A 15,930-nucleotide genomic window follows, 5' to 3' on the forward strand; every position below is an offset into this window, starting at 1 on the left:
GCCTAGTAGGGCTGAACGGTTTTTTGTATAATTAAAAGGTATTTAGGCAACCATAATTGGGAGCCATTATTATGCGGTTTCTTCACATTCTTTAGTAATAAGCTCTCTTTCGTTAAGCTCCATCTCGTGAAGCTCTTGTATATCATCAATGGCAGAAAGCATAGGCTTAACATCCTTGCCAAGGATTTTTCTTTGAACATAATTATGAGTAATTTTCATAACAGTTCCAGAAAGAGCAACAACACCGATAAGGTTAGGAATTGCCATCATTCCGTTGAATGTATCTGAAAGGTCCCAAGCAAGGGATAAATCCATTGTTGCACCAATAACAATAAAGAGTACAAATATAATCTGGTAAAACTTTATTCTCTTACGACCAAATAAGTATTCAAATGCTTTACTTCCGTATTGGCTCCACCCAAGAACAGTAGAAAAGGCAAACAACAGAATTGCCACTGCAATAAAGTAAGAACCAAATTTGCCAAATACAGTTGAGAAAGCCTCTGCTACAAGAGCAGTAGAAACCTGGTCAGAAAGTACTGCGCCTGTATTTAAATCTACTAAACCGCTGGAAAGTACTGCAAAAGCAGTGATTGAACAAACAATGATTGTATCAGCAAAAACCTCAAAAATACCCCACATACCTTGGATAACAGGCTCTCTAACGTTGGAACTAGAGTGAACCATAACTGAGGAACCAAGACCAGCTTCATTTGAGAAAACGCCTCGCTTCATACCCCATTGAACAGCCATAGCAACACCGCTACCAACGATTCCACCGCCTACAGCTTGTAATCCGAAGGCTCCCTTGATAATTGAAGAAAAAACAGCGCCTGCCTGATCTATGTGAACGAAGCAAACAATAAGTGCACAAATCAAATAGATAACAGCCATAAAAGGCACAAGCTTTTCAGTAACTGATGCAATTCTCTTTAAACCACCAACAATTACGAGGCTGGCAAGAATCATTAGGAAAATACCAGTGACAACAAAAGGAATTCCAAATGCTGAATTAATATTTACAGCAATTGAGTTAATCTGACCCATATTGCCGATACCAAATGATGCAATGATACAAAATACGCTAAATAGTACAGCTAGAACAGAGCCTAAATGTTTGCAGCCTCTTTTTGAACCAAGTCCATCGTGGAGATAGTACATGGCACCACCGCACCACTCATTTTTCTCGTTACGTCTGCGATAATAGATACCAAGAACATTTTCTGAGAAGTTTGTCATCATACCGAAGAATGCCACAATCCACATCCAGAAAATTGCTCCAGGACCACCTGATGCAATAGCAGCTGCAACACCAGCAATATTTCCTGTGCCAATAGTTGCAGCAAGGGCAGTGCAAAGACTCTGGAACTGAGAAATTTGTGTATCTTCTTTATCTGTATGAGCTGTTACATGAGAATCCTTGAAAATACCGCCGATGGTGTTTTTCATCCAATGCTTTATGTGTGATAGCTGGAAAAATCTAGTAAGGATTGTCATTAAAATGCCTGTACCTACTAAAAGAATCAGCATTGGAAGGCCCCAAACAAAATTATTTACGGCTGAGTTGATTTTTTCCACATTAGCGAGAAAGCTGTCCATAAGATATCCTCCGAATTGTCATAAAATGTAAAAAAAGGTGCACATGAAAGTCATGTAACACCCTTGTTGTAACTTAAAAAAGAGTTTAGCACATTAAAGCGGCAAAGTCTAGAATTAATTGCAAACAAAAATGTTGAAACAGAGGAAATTAATTAATATACTATATGAAGTCAGTGTTATGAAATGTCATGGGGCAAGGAAACTTGCCCCTTATTTTATGTTAGGATGAGAAATGACAGAGCAGGATTTTTTAAATAAATTTGGTAAACACCTTAGCACTCAGCAAATAGAAGCAGTTAAGCAGGTTGAAGGCCCAGTGCTTTTGCTTGCTGTACCGGGAAGCGGCAAGACAACAGTTTTGGTAAATCGCTTGGGATATATGATTTATGCTAAGGGGATAAGGCCGGAGAATATTTTGACCTTGACCTATACAGTAGCAGCCACAAGGGACATGGCAGCTAGATTCCAAAGACTCTTTGGAGAAGATTTGTCCGACAAGCTGGAGTTTAGAACCATCAATGGAATATGTGCAAAAATTATTGCATATTACGGGAAAATGATAGGTAAAACTTCTTTTCAGCTGTGTAGTGATGAAAAGGATACCGGACAAATTTTAACAAACACATATATACAGGTTGTTGGGGAATATCCAACAGAAAGTGATATAAAGGGGATTCGTACTCTAATAACATATTGCAAGAATATGTATTTTGGCCCAGATGAAATAGAAAAATTAGGCAAAGAACAGGACATCGATCTACTTAAGATTTATGAAATCTATAATAATGAGCTGAAAAATCGAAGCCTGATGGATTATGACGACCAGATGATGTATGCCTATAGGATTATAAAGGGGTCCCCTGTAGTTTTAGATCATTATCGCAAAATATATCAGTATATTTGCGTGGATGAGGCTCAAGATACCTCAAAGATTCAGCATATGATTATCTCCTTGCTTGCCGGAAATAATGGTAATTTATTTATGGTTGGTGATGAGGACCAAAGTATCTATGGATTTAGAGCAGCATATCCAGAGGCACTTTTGAATTTTGAAAAAGAGCATATTAATGCCAAGGTCCTAGTTATGGATAAAAACTATCGTTCCAACGCAAAAATTGTTGAGGCTGCTGATATTTTTATTCAGCATAATAAGGATAGGCATAAAAAACACATATGCGCTACAAAGGAATCACATAGTGATGTTAGTATATTAAAGCTTGAACGCAGCAAACAATATGAACATCTTCTTAACTTGGCAAAGCATCTTGGTACTAAAACCGCTATTTTATATAGGGATAATGAAAGTGTTTTACCACTTGTTGATTTGTTAGATAGAAATAATGTTTCATATAATATAAGAAATGCAGATATTGGATTTTTTACAAACAGAGTTGTAATGGATATAATCAACACCCTGCGATTTGCATTTGTGCCAATGGATGCAGATTTGTTTATGAAGATATATTTTAAATTCCAAACATATCTTTCCAAGAAGGATGCAATTGCTATGTGCCAGTTGGCGGAGCGTAACCATTCTGGAATACTTGATGCAGCAGAATGTATAGATTTAAATGGCCATGTGTTAGGAAATTGTCGCTCTCTAAGGACACATTTCAAAAATATGGCAGGAGAGAGCCCATCAAAAGCTATTAACAGAATAGAAAACTTTATGGGATATGGCGATTATTTAAATTCTAATAATATCGATACAAACAAAATCTATATTTTAAAGATGCTTGCTAAAAATGAAAAGGATATTCCTTCCTTCATTAATAGGCTTAATGAGCTTAGAAAGCTAATAGTAGAAAAGGAATATGATAATAGCTCGAAGCTTGTTTTATCAACAATCCATTCAAGCAAGGGCTTAGAATACGATTCAGTAATACTCATGGATGTGCTTAATGGCGTATTCCCTAGCAAGGTCGTTAGAAATATGGCCAAAGCATCCTTGCAAGAGAAAAAGGATTTCGAGGAAGAACGCAGAATATTTTATGTAGGAATGACTAGAGCAAAGGAAAATCTTACAATCCTACAATACAAAGACAGGGCGTCAACATTTATCAAAGAATTAAGCCCTACAGAGGAGAAACAAGAAACGGTTTCAGAAGTGAAATCTTACTTCAAGGCGCCGGCAAGCTCCTATTATAAAAGAATGATGTCAAAGGAGATTACTCAATGAGTATTTTAAATGTAGAGCATTTATCACACGGTTTTGGAGACAGAGCAATTTTTGAGGATGTGTCTTTCAGACTGTTAAAAGGTGAACATATTGGACTTGTTGGAGCAAATGGTGAAGGTAAGTCTACATTCATGAACATTATCACTGGCAAGCTCCAGCCAGATGAAGGAAAAATTGAATGGTCAAAGAAGGTTCGAGTTGGATACTTGGATCAGCATACAGTTTTGGAAAAAGGTATGACAATAGGCGATGTACTTCGCTCAGCATTCGATTTCCTTTATGAAATGGAACAGGAAATGAATGATATATATGCCAGCCTAGGAGATGTGACTGACGATGATGAGATGAATAAGAAAATGGAAGAGGCAGGTACAATTGCTGACCTGCTTACCATGCATGATTTTTATATGATTGATGCCAAGGTAGAAGAGGTTGCCAGAGCCCTTGGCTTATTAGAACTAGGCCTTGACAAGGATGTAACCGAGCTTTCAGGTGGACAACGAACCAAGGTTTTAATGGCAAAATTGCTATTGGAAAAACCAGACATTCTTCTACTAGATGAGCCTACAAACTATTTGGATGTAGAGCACATTGAGTGGTTAAAGCGATACCTTAACGATTACGAGAACGCATTTATTCTTATATCTCATGACGTGCCATTTTTGAATTCAGTTATTAATCTTATTTATCACATGGATAATAAACAGCTAAATCGCTATGTGGGAGATTATGACAAATTCCAAGAAGTATACGAAATGAAAAAGAGTCAGCTTCAGGCTGCTTATAACAGACAGCAGAAGGAAATCGCTGAATTAAAGGATTTCGTTGCTAGAAATAAAGCGAATGTGGCCACTAGAAACATGGCAATGTCGCGACAGAAAAAGCTGGATAAAATGGATATGATTGAGCTTGCCCAGGAAAAGCCAAAGCCAGAGTTTTATTTCAAAGAGGCTAGAACTCCTAGCCGAGTTATATTCTCCACAAAGGATTTGATTATTGGATATGATAAAAATGAACCATTATCAAAGCCTTTGAATTTGGAAATGCAGAGAAAACAAAAGATAGTTCTCACTGGTGCTAACGGTATCGGAAAAACCACACTTTTAAAAAGTATTTTAGGACTAATTCCACCCATTTCAGGAACAGTATACCAGGGAGAGTTTTTGGAAATCGGCTATTTTGAGCAGGAGATGGATCAGCATATTTCCACAACATGTATTGAAGAAATCTGGAATGAGTTCCCATCATATAATCAAAACGAAGTAAGAGCCGCATTGGCAAAATGTGGACTTACAACAAAGCACATTGAGAGCTTATGTAGGGTACTTTCCGGTGGAGAGCAGGCCAAGGTGCGTCTCTGCAAATTGTTAAATCGTGAGACAAATCTTTTACTTTTAGATGAGCCCACTAACCATTTGGATGTGGACGCAAAGGATGAGTTAAAGCGTGCCCTCAAGGAATATAATGGTAGCATTCTTATGGTTTGCCATGAACCAGAGTTTTATGAGGGTTTGGCAACTGATGTATGGGATTGCAGCCAGTGGACAACTAAAACAATATAAAATAAATAAGGAAGGCCTATATGCGGCCTTCCTTAAAGTTTGTCATCATTTCATTTGTAAGACTATATTCTAGCGGTTGTAATACCACATCTTCTCTATTTACCCATTCGGCAAATTTTAATTCCGAAGAATCCATTTTAATGGTGTCGTCACCATCTACTTCGCAGTAATATCCTAAAAGAATATCGCTGGCAATTCCCCAAGGTTGGGATTTATAGTAACGAATATTTTTAACCTTTATGCCGGCTTCCTCCATTACTTCACGCTGAACTGTTTCTTCCATGGTTTCGCCTATTTCAGTAAAGCCAGCAATCAAAGCATAATGAGCAAATCCAGTTCTATATTTGGTTAATAGGATTTTATCCCCATTAATAACTCCAACAATTACAGCAGGGTTAATTCGTGGGTAGATAATGTTGCCACAATGTGGACAAACCATTGCTCTTTCCTTGTTAGAGTGGATATTTTCATGACCGCACTTTCCACAATACTTTGTAGTTTCATACCATTCGGCCAACTGCAAAGCAGTAAAAGCAGCAAATACATAGTGTTGAGGTGAAAGATACCAACTTCTTAACTGCTTCATATTATAGAGCTGAAAGCGGTCTTCCTTGAGCTGGTAGTCGGTTACATAAAAGAAATCTTCATCATCTATTGAAAACATGTAAATAGGAGTAGAGGTTTCTTTAAAATCCTTTAGCATTGGATATGCAAGATTCTTTGTATCCTCATTTAAATCCAACAGGAGCTGACCCTGCTCATGTACGATGATTAAACTATTCTCTGATGCAACTGCCTCAGGCTTGTAGCTATTTGAAAGCTTCTTAGGAAAAATATCTTGAATCATAACATTCCTCTATTAAACTGGTTTAAGTTCAATAATATTATCTTGGATAGGTTTTATCTTGTTTTTGTTTAAAAAGTCTATAAATCCAGAAACACTGTTAGGTTGCATAACATGCACAGGATTGTGAGCATCGCAACCAATTACAAATTTGGCTCCCATTGATGCTGCCAGTGAATAGAATCTGTCACTAGGGTAATTTCTGTCAGTCATGAAGCCTAACATGTTTACCTCAAGAGGAATATCTAAATCTATAGATGTCTGTATAATCTCTTTCATGTGCTTTTGGAACACTTCATCTGGTCCAACATAATTAATTAAATCAGGGTGGGCCAAATAGCTAAACTTGCCGGTCTTCATTCCTTCGACTGTAAATTCTACATATTCAGCAAGGGACGACTCCTGAGTAGTCATAGCACCAGCGTAGAATCCATCAATTTCGTTTGGGATAAAATGCTGACCTTGAATAATATAATCAAGTGGATATTGACGGATGTGCTCTAGCATTTTATCAAAGAATTTACGAGTGTATTCTACCTCGTAGCCGATCAAAATCTGGATGTCAGATTTGTATTCGTCACGAAGCTTAACAAGAGTGTCAGTATAGGACTCAGCCTCTTCCATTCTCATACGAATATGAGACTCATAATCAGCTGGATAAGGCTGGGGAACATGATCGGAAAATCCGAGAATCTTAAAACCATTTTGAATGGCATTTTCAATATATTCACGCTCCGTTCCAAATGCATGATTGCAACGGGCTGTGTGTGTATGATAATTTGCTAACATATTTAATACCTCTAATCGTAGGGAGTATATCACAAAAATTTGCATTTTGCATGGAAATAAGTAAAATAGTACGAATAGTTAATGGAACACATTTTAGACACAAAAATGTTCTAGAATGCTAAAAGTTTTTGGCTTAGAGAAGAGGTTTATTTAGAAATATGTATAAGAGAGTATTAAGAAGTGCTGGTGTCTATGTTTTGCTAGTTGCAATGCTTGTTCCTTGCAAAGTAACTAATGCAGAAGAAGCTACTTATAATGTAGAAACAAATGTGGACACTGTTGCAGAAGTAAGTGCTGAAGCTCAGGCGGTAGTGCCAACTGAGGAAGAATTGCAGGCTGCAGTTACAGCTGTAACAAATGAGCAGGCTACAAGACAGCTGGTTTTCATCGGAGATTCCAGAACAGTAGGAATGAACAATGCAGTTGGTAATGACGGTAACCTTTGGTCTGCAAAGGTTGGCATGGGATATTCATGGATGAAAAATACTGGTGTTCCAGCAGTTGAGTCAAATATTAATGCCAATTCGGATGTGGTAATTCTAATGGGTGTTAATGATGTAAGATCAACATCCTATACAAGTAAATATATTTCCTATTTGAACGAAAAGGCTGCCACATGGAAGTCCTTAGGTGCAAACGTTTACTATGTATCCGTTAATCCTATGGTATTTGAAACATCATCATATCCAGGTATTAGTAATTCAATCATTGAGGCTTGGAACACAGCCATGATTCAGGGACTTAGTGAGGACATTACTTATATTGATACCTATTCGCAGGTGTTAGGACAGCTTTCATCTAGAGATGGTATCCACTACAGCAACAGTAGCTACAGGACAATTTATGCTTTGGTTCAACAGGAGATTATTCAGGACAAGGTTGCCAAGGAATACAATTATGCCATTTAAAGGTTAGTGTATTAAGGCTTGAGACATTGGTCTCAGGCCTTTTTTATTGCCCATTATTTACCTTTCACATAGAAATAATTACCTCTTGTCCCAAAATGTTGAGTTTAAAATCATGTTATGTAAAATAAAATTATAAGGAGGCGCCGATAGTTATGAGAATAAACATTGACGTAGATCCTTCACTAGAACAAGATATGATAACCATTCACTGTAAAGAGATAACAGATGAGATATTAGAGCTGCAGCGGCTGTTATCCAATCAAGCAAGTGGTGGTCAAAAAATATCAGCATTTATGGATGATACAGAATACTATCTGGATCTGAAAAGCATTATTTTCATGGAAGCTGATGGTAATTACATATCAATTCATACGGGGAAGGAAATCTATAGGACTAGGCAAAAATTATATGAGCTGGAAGAAATGCTTCCAAGAGATTTTCTTAGGGTTTCGAAATCGACAATAGTTAATACCACGATGATATCTTCAATCAAGAAGAATATCACAGGAGCAAGTGAGGTTGCTTTCAAAAATAGTGTTAAGAAAGCATACGCATCAAGAAATTATATAAAAGCATTATTAGAAATTATGGAAGAAAAGAGGTTAAAAAGATGAAAGAAAGAAGAGATAAAAGTATTTTATGGGGTTTAGCAGTTATAGCATTTGGTGTGTTTATCCTTTTAGATAATATGGGAATGTGGCCAGAGCTACCATTAATGAAAATCGCAGTTTTAATTATTGTTGGTATTGTATTTTTAGGCTGCCTCAGAAAAGCAGACTTTCTTGGAATGTCATTTAATTTAGGTGTTGCTGCATGTTTATTCTCTAAAGAAATAGGAATTGGAAATGTATCTGTTCCAATAATTATGTTGGTAGCAATTCTTATTGGTGTAGGCTTATCCTTAATTTTTGGCAAAAGTCACTTTTCAAACTTTAGTCATAAGGATTTCAGTGATCGAAACGTATCTTCATTTTCCCAGGGGGAGGGAGAGTTTGATGTGGACAACAACCTTGGAGCAAAGACAGAATATATTCAGGTGAAGAACATTCGCCGCGGAAAAATCGATAATGCTCTTGGCAAAATGACAGTTTATATGAATGGCTCTACAATTGACCCAGCAGGCGCATTTATCGACATGGATAATGGTCTTGGAAAGCTAGTTGCATTTATTCCAAAGGAATTTAGAGTAACATTTGTTACAGAAAATGGGCTTGGTAAGGTAAACATTCATGGGGATTGTTCACATGATGAAACACTTCCACTTGTAACCGTAAAATTGGACAACGGACTAGGAGATGTGGACATTTATTTTGAATAATAAAGCCGTTTTTGACTGGCTACTGAGAAGTATTCTCAGTAGCCTATTTTTTTGCAAAAATATACATGAAATTTTGTAGTTTCGTGGTATTATAGTATGGCGTTAATAATAGACCTATTGTTTGTAGGGTAAATACCGCTGGCACGGTTATCCTACATGTTATTTTTAGTTAGAGGAGTTATAGTTATGCTTGAAATCAAAAACCTTACTTACAGGGTTGATGATGAAGGTGATTCTACAAAAGAAATCATCGACGGACTTAACCTTACAGTAGAGGATGGCAAATTCGTTGTCATCACAGGACCAAACGGTGGCGGCAAGTCTACACTTGCCAAACTTATCATGGGTGTAAATCAGTTAACATCTGGTCAGATTATCCTTGATGGTGTGGATATCTCAGAGAAAAATATCACTGAGCGTGCAAAAATGGGTATTAGCTTCGCATTCCAGGCACCAGTTCACTTTAAGGGAATCAGAGTTATTGATTTACTTAGACTTGCAGCAGGCGAGAACATTTCAGTAGCAGCTGCATGCGAGTATCTTTCAAAGGTAGGACTTTGCGCTAAGGATTATGTTGAGCGTGAGGTTAACAGCTCACTTTCAGGTGGTGAGCTTAAGAGAATCGAGATAGCTACAGTTCTTGCTAGAGGAACAAAGCTTTCGATTTTCGATGAGCCAGAGGCAGGTATCGATCTTTGGAGTTTCCAGAACCTTATCAAGGTTTTTGAAAATATGAGAAAGACTGTTAATGGCACTATTATTGTCATCTCTCACCAGGAGCGTATTCTTAACATTGCCGATGAAATCGTTGTAATCGAAAATGGTAAGGTTAAGAAGAAGGGACCAAAGGATGAAATCCTTCCTGAGCTTCTTGGAACATCTGCAGCAGCAAGCATTGCTTGTGAGAAGTTAGGAGGTGACCAGTAATGGCTCTTGATGCAATTCAGATGAATATTTTACATGAGGTTGCTGATTTAGATAGCATTCCTCAGGGTGCATATAACATCCGCGCAAATGGTGCAAGCGCAGGACGTAATACTACAGCAAATATCGATATTGTTTCAAAAGAGGACAAACCAGGTATCGATATTATTGTTAAGCCCGGTACAAAGGGCGAGAGTGTTCATATCCCAGTAGTTCTCTCAGAAAGTGGACTTAAGGATATGGTATACAATGATTTCTATATTGGTGAGAATGCTGATGTAACTATCGTTGCTGGTTGTGGTATTCACAACTGTGGAGATCAGGATTCTCAGCATGATGGTATCCACACATTCCATGTTGGCAAAAATGCCAGAATCAAATACGTAGAAAAGCACTATGGTGAAGGTGATGGAAAGGGGGCTCGAATCCTTAATCCAGTTACTAATGTTTACCAGGAAGAGGGCAGCTACGTTGAGATGGAAATGGTTCAGATCAAGGGAGTTGACTCTACAGTTCGTACAAATCTTGCTGAATTAAAGGAAGGCGCTACACTTCTTATTCATGAGGCTCTTATGACTCATGGTGATCAGAAGGCAACTTCGGATTACAAGGTTATTCTTGATGGAGAGGGCTCTAGTGCAGACGTTGTATCTCGTTCGGTAGCTAAGGATGATTCAGAGCAGATTTTTGAGGTTGCCATCGAAGGAAATACAGCATGTAATGGTCATGCAGCATGTGATGCCATTATCATGGGAAATGCCCATGTAGTTGCTATTCCAAAGCTTGACGCTAAGAATGTTGATGCAGCTCTTATCCATGAGGCAGCTATTGGTAAAATCGCTGGAGACCAGCTCATTAAGCTTATGTCACTAGGTCTTACAGAAGAAGAGGCAGAGGAGCAAATTGTAGCTGGATTCCTTAGATAATTTTCTAAGGCTGATAGATAGAGTGTTACACGGTTTTACCTAGACATATTTTATTATTTGTTTCTTAGTGAATAATCTGAGAAAATATTTTTTAAAATTTGTGTATTTTGGTTTAGCCACTTTGGTGAGTGCTATTATGGTCTTACGCACCCGTTGGAGGTAATGATATGGCAATAGCACCTATTAGTGGTTTAAGTTCATACACACCAACAGCAAGTATTCAGCCTATGAATTATGCTGTGGACAATGAGTCTGATTTTTCCGCTGTCTACAATAATGAGTCAGTAAAGAGCGGTTCGTCTGTTACAGGCGCCAAGCCAGTCCAGTATCCTAATGCTAGGGTTGAAGAAGCAAAGGAGTCTACTCTTATTGATCCTACAAAGATGCTTGAGGAGAAAAAGAGAGCAGCCAGTGCATTTAACGAAATCGCTCAAAACTATGCTACAACCTTTACAGGCTATGCAAGTTCTGGTATTGGAAATTCATATGGCATGGCAGGAAGCAGATTTGATGCATTTGCTTAATCAAATGAAATATTGATTTTTAGGACCGCATGAGCGGTCCTTTTTTGATGGAATAATTATTGTTTAGAGAAAATACACACATATTAAACAATTTGTACTAAATGATTTGATATATTTATTCTGTTTAAGTAGGCGATTTAGCTATGTATTCGTTAGGCTTTTTAAGGAAATGCCACACTGTTGGCGGAGGTTTTTATGAGAATAAAAAAGTTATCTATCAGAATTACTTTATTTATTGTTTTGGCTACAACAATTGGTATTCTCATTCTTAGTTTATTGTCATCCTATAATATGCAAAAGATTATGGAGAATGAAGCCAAGGAAGAGCTGGAATCTTTAGTAAATCAAATTACAGTCCGTTTAGATTTATATATGGAAAAGGAGTATGTATATTTGGACGGATTTATGGAAGCTAAGGAGATGGTTGATTTAGTAGAGGATTCCACCAATCCAGATACAGTAGGCATGGCTCAGGTTCATACAGAAAAGTACATGAATGCTATACCTAATTGTAAAAGCTTGCTTTTTGCAGGATATGAAGGAGTAGTAATTACTCATAATCTGCCAGAGATGATAGGTTACAGAAATAGTGAGGAAATAGAAAAAAAGATTCGGACGCTATACTACAATGATACGGCAACGCCTGTATATAGCAGTGTTACAGCAGTGTCACCGGCTACTAATGAGGTAAGTTTAGTATTCTCAAAAAGCGTATATAAATCAAACGGAACACCATCAGGATACTGCGCTGAGGAAATAGATATAACAGAGTTTTACAAACTTTTGACGGAAGGAATTAATGTAACATCTAATCAAGATATTATTTTGACAGGTCTTAAAAACCCTACAGTATATTTCTCAACAAATCAGGATGAGATAGCACAAAGCCCAGAGAATGAAGCAGTTTTGTCTGCCATGAACCAAATAACATCAGAGGGAAAGGAATCTGGAAATATAAGCTATAAACAATCTGGCTCAGGTAAAGAAATGTATGGATATTATATGTATCTGCCAGAGAGAGATTGGCTCTTATTTGTAGGTGCAGACATAGAGCAATTATATGACCAGGCGCAGCATGCATCTTTTCAGTTCTTGGAAATAGGTGCAGTGGTAATTGTGGTTATTGCAATTGTATTAGCCTTTATTATTGGATATCTAATCAGACCAATTACCAAGATTCAGGAAGCTCTTACAAGGGTTGCAGCCCTTGATTTGTCAGAGAATAAAACTATTGATTCATTTGAAAAACGTGCTGATGAAATAGGAAAATTGGCAAAGGATACAAGGAGCGTAATTTATAACCTAAAGGGCGCAATGGGTGTATTCAAAGAATACAGTAATATGCTTGATGAAAATTCAGGAAATCTGGACAAGGCATCTAAACAGCTTACAGCAATTACCAGTGAAAATAAGGATATTGCTGATGGCTTATCATTAAAGATAAATGAGACAAATGAAGCCATCGAGACAATTCATGCGGAAATAGAGAACATCGTGTCCTTGGTGGATGAGGTTTCAGAAAAGGTTCAGGTTGGACAGGAGGATTCGGAGAAATTAATCCAATCTGCAGAGGAAATTAATGGAAAGATTAATACAGAAATAGAAAGCAACATGGCTACATTGCAGGAGACAATGGCGAATATGCAGGAAGCCCTTGAAAGCTTAAATGCCGTTGAGCAAATTAACGCTTTGGCTGAGGACATTATGTCTATTACATCTCAGACAAACCTGCTTTCTTTAAATGCTTCTATTGAGGCCGCTCGTGCTGGTGAAGCAGGACGAGGCTTTGCTGTAGTTGCAGGAGAAATTGGACAATTAGCTGACCAATCAAAGGAAACTGCAATGAACATTACTGAGATTGTAGCAGCAAGCAACAAATCTGTTGCCGATGTACGTGATCAGGTTACTAAACTAATTGACTTTATCAAGAATGATGTAATCGCCAGCTTTGAAGTATTCTCTGCTCAAAGTCAGCACTATGATGAAGGCATCACTGAAATCAAGCAAGCAGTTGCTGATATCGGTACCGTAATGGATAACCTATCGAAATCAGTAGATGAAATTGCAAATCAGATTTCTTCTGTAAATGATGCTTCTCTTGAAAATACTGATGGCGTTTCAAGTATCCTTGGCATGAATTCTGAGACAAACGATATTTCGGATAATATTGAATTGTTAGCAAAGAATAATAGAGACAATGCAGATGACCTGAGAGCAGCCATAAATCAGTTTAATGTTGATTAGTGTTTCTTTAGAAAAACTTTGTATAATAGTTGCTTCAAGCTTATAATGTAATGAGTGATTCATTGATTAGATGGGAGGTAACTATGAGCAAAGTATTAATATTTATGGCAGAGGGACATGAGGAAATCGAGGCCCTTACAGTTGTAGATTTACTTAGAAGAGCTGGAATCGAAATTGAGATGATTTCAATTACTGGTAATAAAAAGGTTCCAGGCTCACACGGCATTACTACTGTATGTGACAAGTATCTTGAAAATGCTGATTTTGAAGGTGCAGACATGCTTGTGCTTCCAGGTGGAATGCCAGGTACACTTAATCTTGAGCTTTGTGAGCCTCTTATGGACCAGATTCACGGGTTCAATACATCAAAGAAGGGGCTAGCTGCAATATGCGCTGCACCTACTGTTTTTGGTAAAGCAGGAATACTTGAAGGCAAAAAGGCAACATGCTATCCAGGAATGGAAAAGGATTTGCTAGGAGCCAATGTATCAACAGACGCTGTTTGCCACGACGGCCACATTATTACTAGCCGTGGTATGGGTACAGCAATTCCGTTTGCCCTTGAAATAGTTAAAACATTCCAAGGCGATGAAGCAGCAAACAAGCTCGCCGCAGGAATTGTATATAAGCAATAATAAATAAGGAGATATAGATATGGATTTAATACCAAGTTTTTCTGTTGACCACACAAAAATCGTTCCAGGAATTTTTGTAAGCAGACAAGATGAAGTTGGAGGCAGCATCGTTACAACATACGATGTACGTGTAAAGCGTCCAAATAGAGAACCAGTTGTTGATGTTGCTGCTATGCATTCTTTAGAGCACATCATTGCAACATACCTTAGAAATGAACCAAATTGGAAAGACCAGGTGATTTACTGGGGACCAATGGGATGCCTTACAGGCTTCTACCTCATTCTTAAGGGAAATAAAAAGCCAGAGGAAATCTATGATTTACTTCTTGCAGCATTTAAATCAGTAGAGTCATGGGACGAAGTGCCAGGAACTACTCCAGAGAATTGTGGACATTACCTTATGCACAACCTCGGCATGGCTAAGTGGTATGCAGCAGAGTTTGCAGAGTATCTTACAGCAAATGCCGGCAAACCAGAAATCTTCGAGTATCCAAAGTCTGAGAGACTTGTAACTGATGATGGACGTCAGTTCTTTGATTCCTAAAAGATAATAGGAGGCACCAAATGAAATTAGGTATTATAGGCGCGATGCAGATTGAAATCGAAAATCTCAAACCTTCAATCAAAGGGGCGAAAACCGAGACAATTAGCGGAGTAGAATTCATAACAGGAACAATTGATGATATAGAAGTAGTGGCAGCAGTCAGTGGCATCGGCAAAGTATTTGCTGCAGTATGCACAGAAATCATGGTTCTACACTTTGGAGTAGACCACGTAATCAACATTGGAGTTGCCGGCTCACTTGTACGTGACCTCAAGGTCCTCGACGTAGCAGTAGCAGAGTCAGCAGTTCAGCACGACATGAACACTACAGCCCTCGGCGACCCAGCAGGTCTCATCTCAGGCATCAACGTAGTCAATTTCGAAGCCGACAAGGAACTCAGCAAACTAGTCACAGAAGTCCTAGAGGCTAGAAACATACCATACGAAACAGGTGTCATCGCATCAGGCGACCTTTTCGTAGACACAGACAGACAGCGTACAACCATCCATAAAAAATTCGACGCAATCGCAGCCGACATGGAAGGCGGCAGCATCGCCCACGTATGCTACATCAACAACGTACCATTCACACTCATCCGCTCCATCTCTGATGCGGACGGCAGTGCTATGGACTACAATACCTTTGCAGGCAAGGCAGCGCAGCAATCCATCGCCATCGTCCTTGACCTCATCGCAAAGCTTAAGTAGGCTAAGGCCCACCACCCTTGTAAGTGTTGGCCGCCAGGCCCATGCCCACTGGTCCCGCCCACCCTGGGTGCTGTGTGCTTTGCAAGAATATTATGTTTTCCATATATGCAAAGACTCGCATCCTTTATTAGCATGTGTCTTTCTCATGTCTGGACAATTTTGAAAAAAGTATTTTATGGGCGGACACAAAACCTAAAATTAGTACAACTCAGGCTCAGGGGGAATTG

General features: G+C 38.3%; 15 protein-coding genes. 12 read left to right on the forward strand and 3 right to left on the reverse strand.

Annotation, left to right across the window (positions count from 1 at the left end):
- Nucleotides 1-69: 69 nt before the first annotated feature.
- On the reverse strand, nt 70-1,599 hold the full coding sequence (locus E7276_RS09885; protein WP_294216954.1) for an alanine/glycine:cation symporter family protein: 1,530 nt from the start codon (nt 1,597-1,599) through the stop codon (nt 70-72).
- 232 nt (nt 1,600-1,831) lie between these two features.
- Between E7276_RS09885 and E7276_RS09890 the strand changes: the two genes are divergently transcribed.
- Together E7276_RS09890 and E7276_RS09895 are read left to right on the forward strand one after the other, a co-directional pair.
- A complete protein-coding gene (locus tag E7276_RS09890; RefSeq protein WP_294216956.1) occupies nt 1,832-3,778 on the forward strand; it encodes an ATP-dependent helicase in 1,947 nt (648 codons plus the stop codon).
- The gene (locus E7276_RS09895; protein WP_294216958.1) at nt 3,775-5,340 is read left to right on the forward strand and encodes an ABC-F family ATP-binding cassette domain-containing protein; all 1,566 of its coding nucleotides are present in this window, start codon (nt 3,775-3,777) and stop codon (nt 5,338-5,340) included. The genes E7276_RS09890 and E7276_RS09895 overlap by 4 nt, the downstream gene beginning before the upstream one ends.
- 16 nt (nt 5,341-5,356) lie before the next feature.
- On the opposite strand, the gene nudC is transcribed toward E7276_RS09895, so the two are convergent.
- Both nudC and E7276_RS09905 read right to left on the reverse strand, forming a co-directional pair.
- Complete coding sequence (gene nudC, locus E7276_RS09900; protein WP_294216960.1) at nt 5,357-6,187, reverse strand: NAD(+) diphosphatase; 831 nt, start codon at nt 6,185-6,187, stop codon at nt 5,357-5,359.
- A gap of 12 nt (nt 6,188-6,199) precedes the next feature.
- Nucleotides 6,200-6,973 carry a histidinol-phosphatase gene (locus tag E7276_RS09905; protein ID WP_294216962.1) on the reverse strand — a complete coding sequence of 258 codons (774 nt, stop codon included), beginning with the start codon at nt 6,971-6,973 and terminating at the stop codon, nt 6,200-6,202.
- Nucleotides 6,974-7,131: 158 nt separating this feature from the next.
- Between E7276_RS09905 and E7276_RS09910 the strand changes: the two genes are divergently transcribed.
- The 10 genes from E7276_RS09910 (at nt 7,132) to E7276_RS09955 (ending at nt 15,703) form a co-directional block, all read left to right on the forward strand.
- Nucleotides 7,132-7,881, forward strand: coding sequence for an SGNH/GDSL hydrolase family protein (locus E7276_RS09910; RefSeq protein ID WP_294216965.1), 750 nt, complete (start codon nt 7,132-7,134; stop codon nt 7,879-7,881).
- Nucleotides 7,882-8,033: 152 nt separating this feature from the next.
- Nucleotides 8,034-8,495 (forward strand): LytTR family DNA-binding domain-containing protein, encoded by a 462-nt coding sequence (locus E7276_RS09915; RefSeq protein WP_294216968.1) that lies wholly within the window; start codon nt 8,034-8,036, stop codon nt 8,493-8,495.
- Nucleotides 8,492-9,199: a LiaF transmembrane domain-containing protein gene (locus E7276_RS09920; RefSeq protein WP_294216969.1), complete on the forward strand. Its 708-nt coding sequence runs from the start codon at nt 8,492-8,494 to the stop codon at nt 9,197-9,199. The genes E7276_RS09915 and E7276_RS09920 overlap by 4 nt, the downstream gene beginning before the upstream one ends.
- Before the next feature lie 186 nt (nt 9,200-9,385).
- Nucleotides 9,386-10,126, forward strand: coding sequence for an ABC transporter ATP-binding protein (locus E7276_RS09925; RefSeq protein ID WP_294216971.1), 741 nt, complete (start codon nt 9,386-9,388; stop codon nt 10,124-10,126).
- Nucleotides 10,126-11,049 (forward strand): SufB/SufD family protein, encoded by a 924-nt coding sequence (locus tag E7276_RS09930; RefSeq protein WP_294216973.1) that lies wholly within the window; start codon nt 10,126-10,128, stop codon nt 11,047-11,049. The genes E7276_RS09925 and E7276_RS09930 overlap by 1 nt, the downstream gene beginning before the upstream one ends.
- Before the next feature lie 167 nt (nt 11,050-11,216).
- Nucleotides 11,217-11,573, forward strand: a complete 357-nt coding sequence (locus E7276_RS09935) for a hypothetical protein (protein WP_294216974.1) — start codon at nt 11,217-11,219, stop codon at nt 11,571-11,573.
- Between the two features lie 195 nt (nt 11,574-11,768).
- Entirely contained in the window at nt 11,769-13,817 is a 2,049-nt protein-coding gene (locus E7276_RS09940) for a methyl-accepting chemotaxis protein (protein WP_294216976.1), read from the forward strand.
- Nucleotides 13,818-13,900: 83 nt separating this feature from the next.
- Entirely contained in the window at nt 13,901-14,452 is a 552-nt protein-coding gene (locus E7276_RS09945; RefSeq protein WP_294216979.1) for a DJ-1 family glyoxalase III, read from the forward strand.
- A gap of 19 nt (nt 14,453-14,471) precedes the next feature.
- A complete protein-coding gene (locus tag E7276_RS09950; protein ID WP_294216980.1) occupies nt 14,472-14,996 on the forward strand; it encodes an S-ribosylhomocysteine lyase in 525 nt (174 codons plus the stop codon).
- A 20-nt stretch (nt 14,997-15,016) separates the two neighbouring features.
- Complete coding sequence (locus tag E7276_RS09955; protein ID WP_294216983.1) at nt 15,017-15,703, forward strand: 5'-methylthioadenosine/adenosylhomocysteine nucleosidase; 687 nt, start codon at nt 15,017-15,019, stop codon at nt 15,701-15,703.
- The last annotated feature ends 227 nt before the right edge of the window (nt 15,704-15,930 follow it).

This window comes from Pseudobutyrivibrio sp. (genome assembly GCF_015057185.1).
In the GTDB taxonomy this organism is placed as follows: domain Bacteria; phylum Bacillota; class Clostridia; order Lachnospirales; family Lachnospiraceae; genus Pseudobutyrivibrio.

Excerpts from the sequence above, each read along its gene's own strand:
- E7276_RS09885 (WP_294216954.1), bottom strand. The coding sequence starts at position 1,599 with ATGGACAGCTTTCTCGCTAATGTGGAAAAAATCAACTCAGCCGTAAAT.
- E7276_RS09890 (WP_294216956.1), top strand. The coding sequence starts at position 1,832 with ATGACAGAGCAGGATTTTTTAAATAAATTTGGTAAACACCTTAGCACT.
- E7276_RS09895 (WP_294216958.1), top strand. The coding sequence starts at position 3,775 with ATGAGTATTTTAAATGTAGAGCATTTATCACACGGTTTTGGAGACAGA.
- nudC (WP_294216960.1), bottom strand. The coding sequence starts at position 6,187 with ATGATTCAAGATATTTTTCCTAAGAAGCTTTCAAATAGCTACAAGCCT.
- E7276_RS09905 (WP_294216962.1), bottom strand. The coding sequence starts at position 6,973 with ATGTTAGCAAATTATCATACACACACAGCCCGTTGCAATCATGCATTT.
- E7276_RS09910 (WP_294216965.1), top strand. The coding sequence starts at position 7,132 with ATGTATAAGAGAGTATTAAGAAGTGCTGGTGTCTATGTTTTGCTAGTT.
- E7276_RS09915 (WP_294216968.1), top strand. The coding sequence starts at position 8,034 with ATGAGAATAAACATTGACGTAGATCCTTCACTAGAACAAGATATGATA.
- E7276_RS09920 (WP_294216969.1), top strand. The coding sequence starts at position 8,492 with ATGAAAGAAAGAAGAGATAAAAGTATTTTATGGGGTTTAGCAGTTATA.
- E7276_RS09925 (WP_294216971.1), top strand. The coding sequence starts at position 9,386 with ATGCTTGAAATCAAAAACCTTACTTACAGGGTTGATGATGAAGGTGAT.
- E7276_RS09930 (WP_294216973.1), top strand. The coding sequence starts at position 10,126 with ATGGCTCTTGATGCAATTCAGATGAATATTTTACATGAGGTTGCTGAT.
- E7276_RS09935 (WP_294216974.1), top strand. The coding sequence starts at position 11,217 with ATGGCAATAGCACCTATTAGTGGTTTAAGTTCATACACACCAACAGCA.
- E7276_RS09940 (WP_294216976.1), top strand. The coding sequence starts at position 11,769 with ATGAGAATAAAAAAGTTATCTATCAGAATTACTTTATTTATTGTTTTG.
- E7276_RS09945 (WP_294216979.1), top strand. The coding sequence starts at position 13,901 with ATGAGCAAAGTATTAATATTTATGGCAGAGGGACATGAGGAAATCGAG.
- E7276_RS09950 (WP_294216980.1), top strand. The coding sequence starts at position 14,472 with ATGGATTTAATACCAAGTTTTTCTGTTGACCACACAAAAATCGTTCCA.
- E7276_RS09955 (WP_294216983.1), top strand. The coding sequence starts at position 15,017 with ATGAAATTAGGTATTATAGGCGCGATGCAGATTGAAATCGAAAATCTC.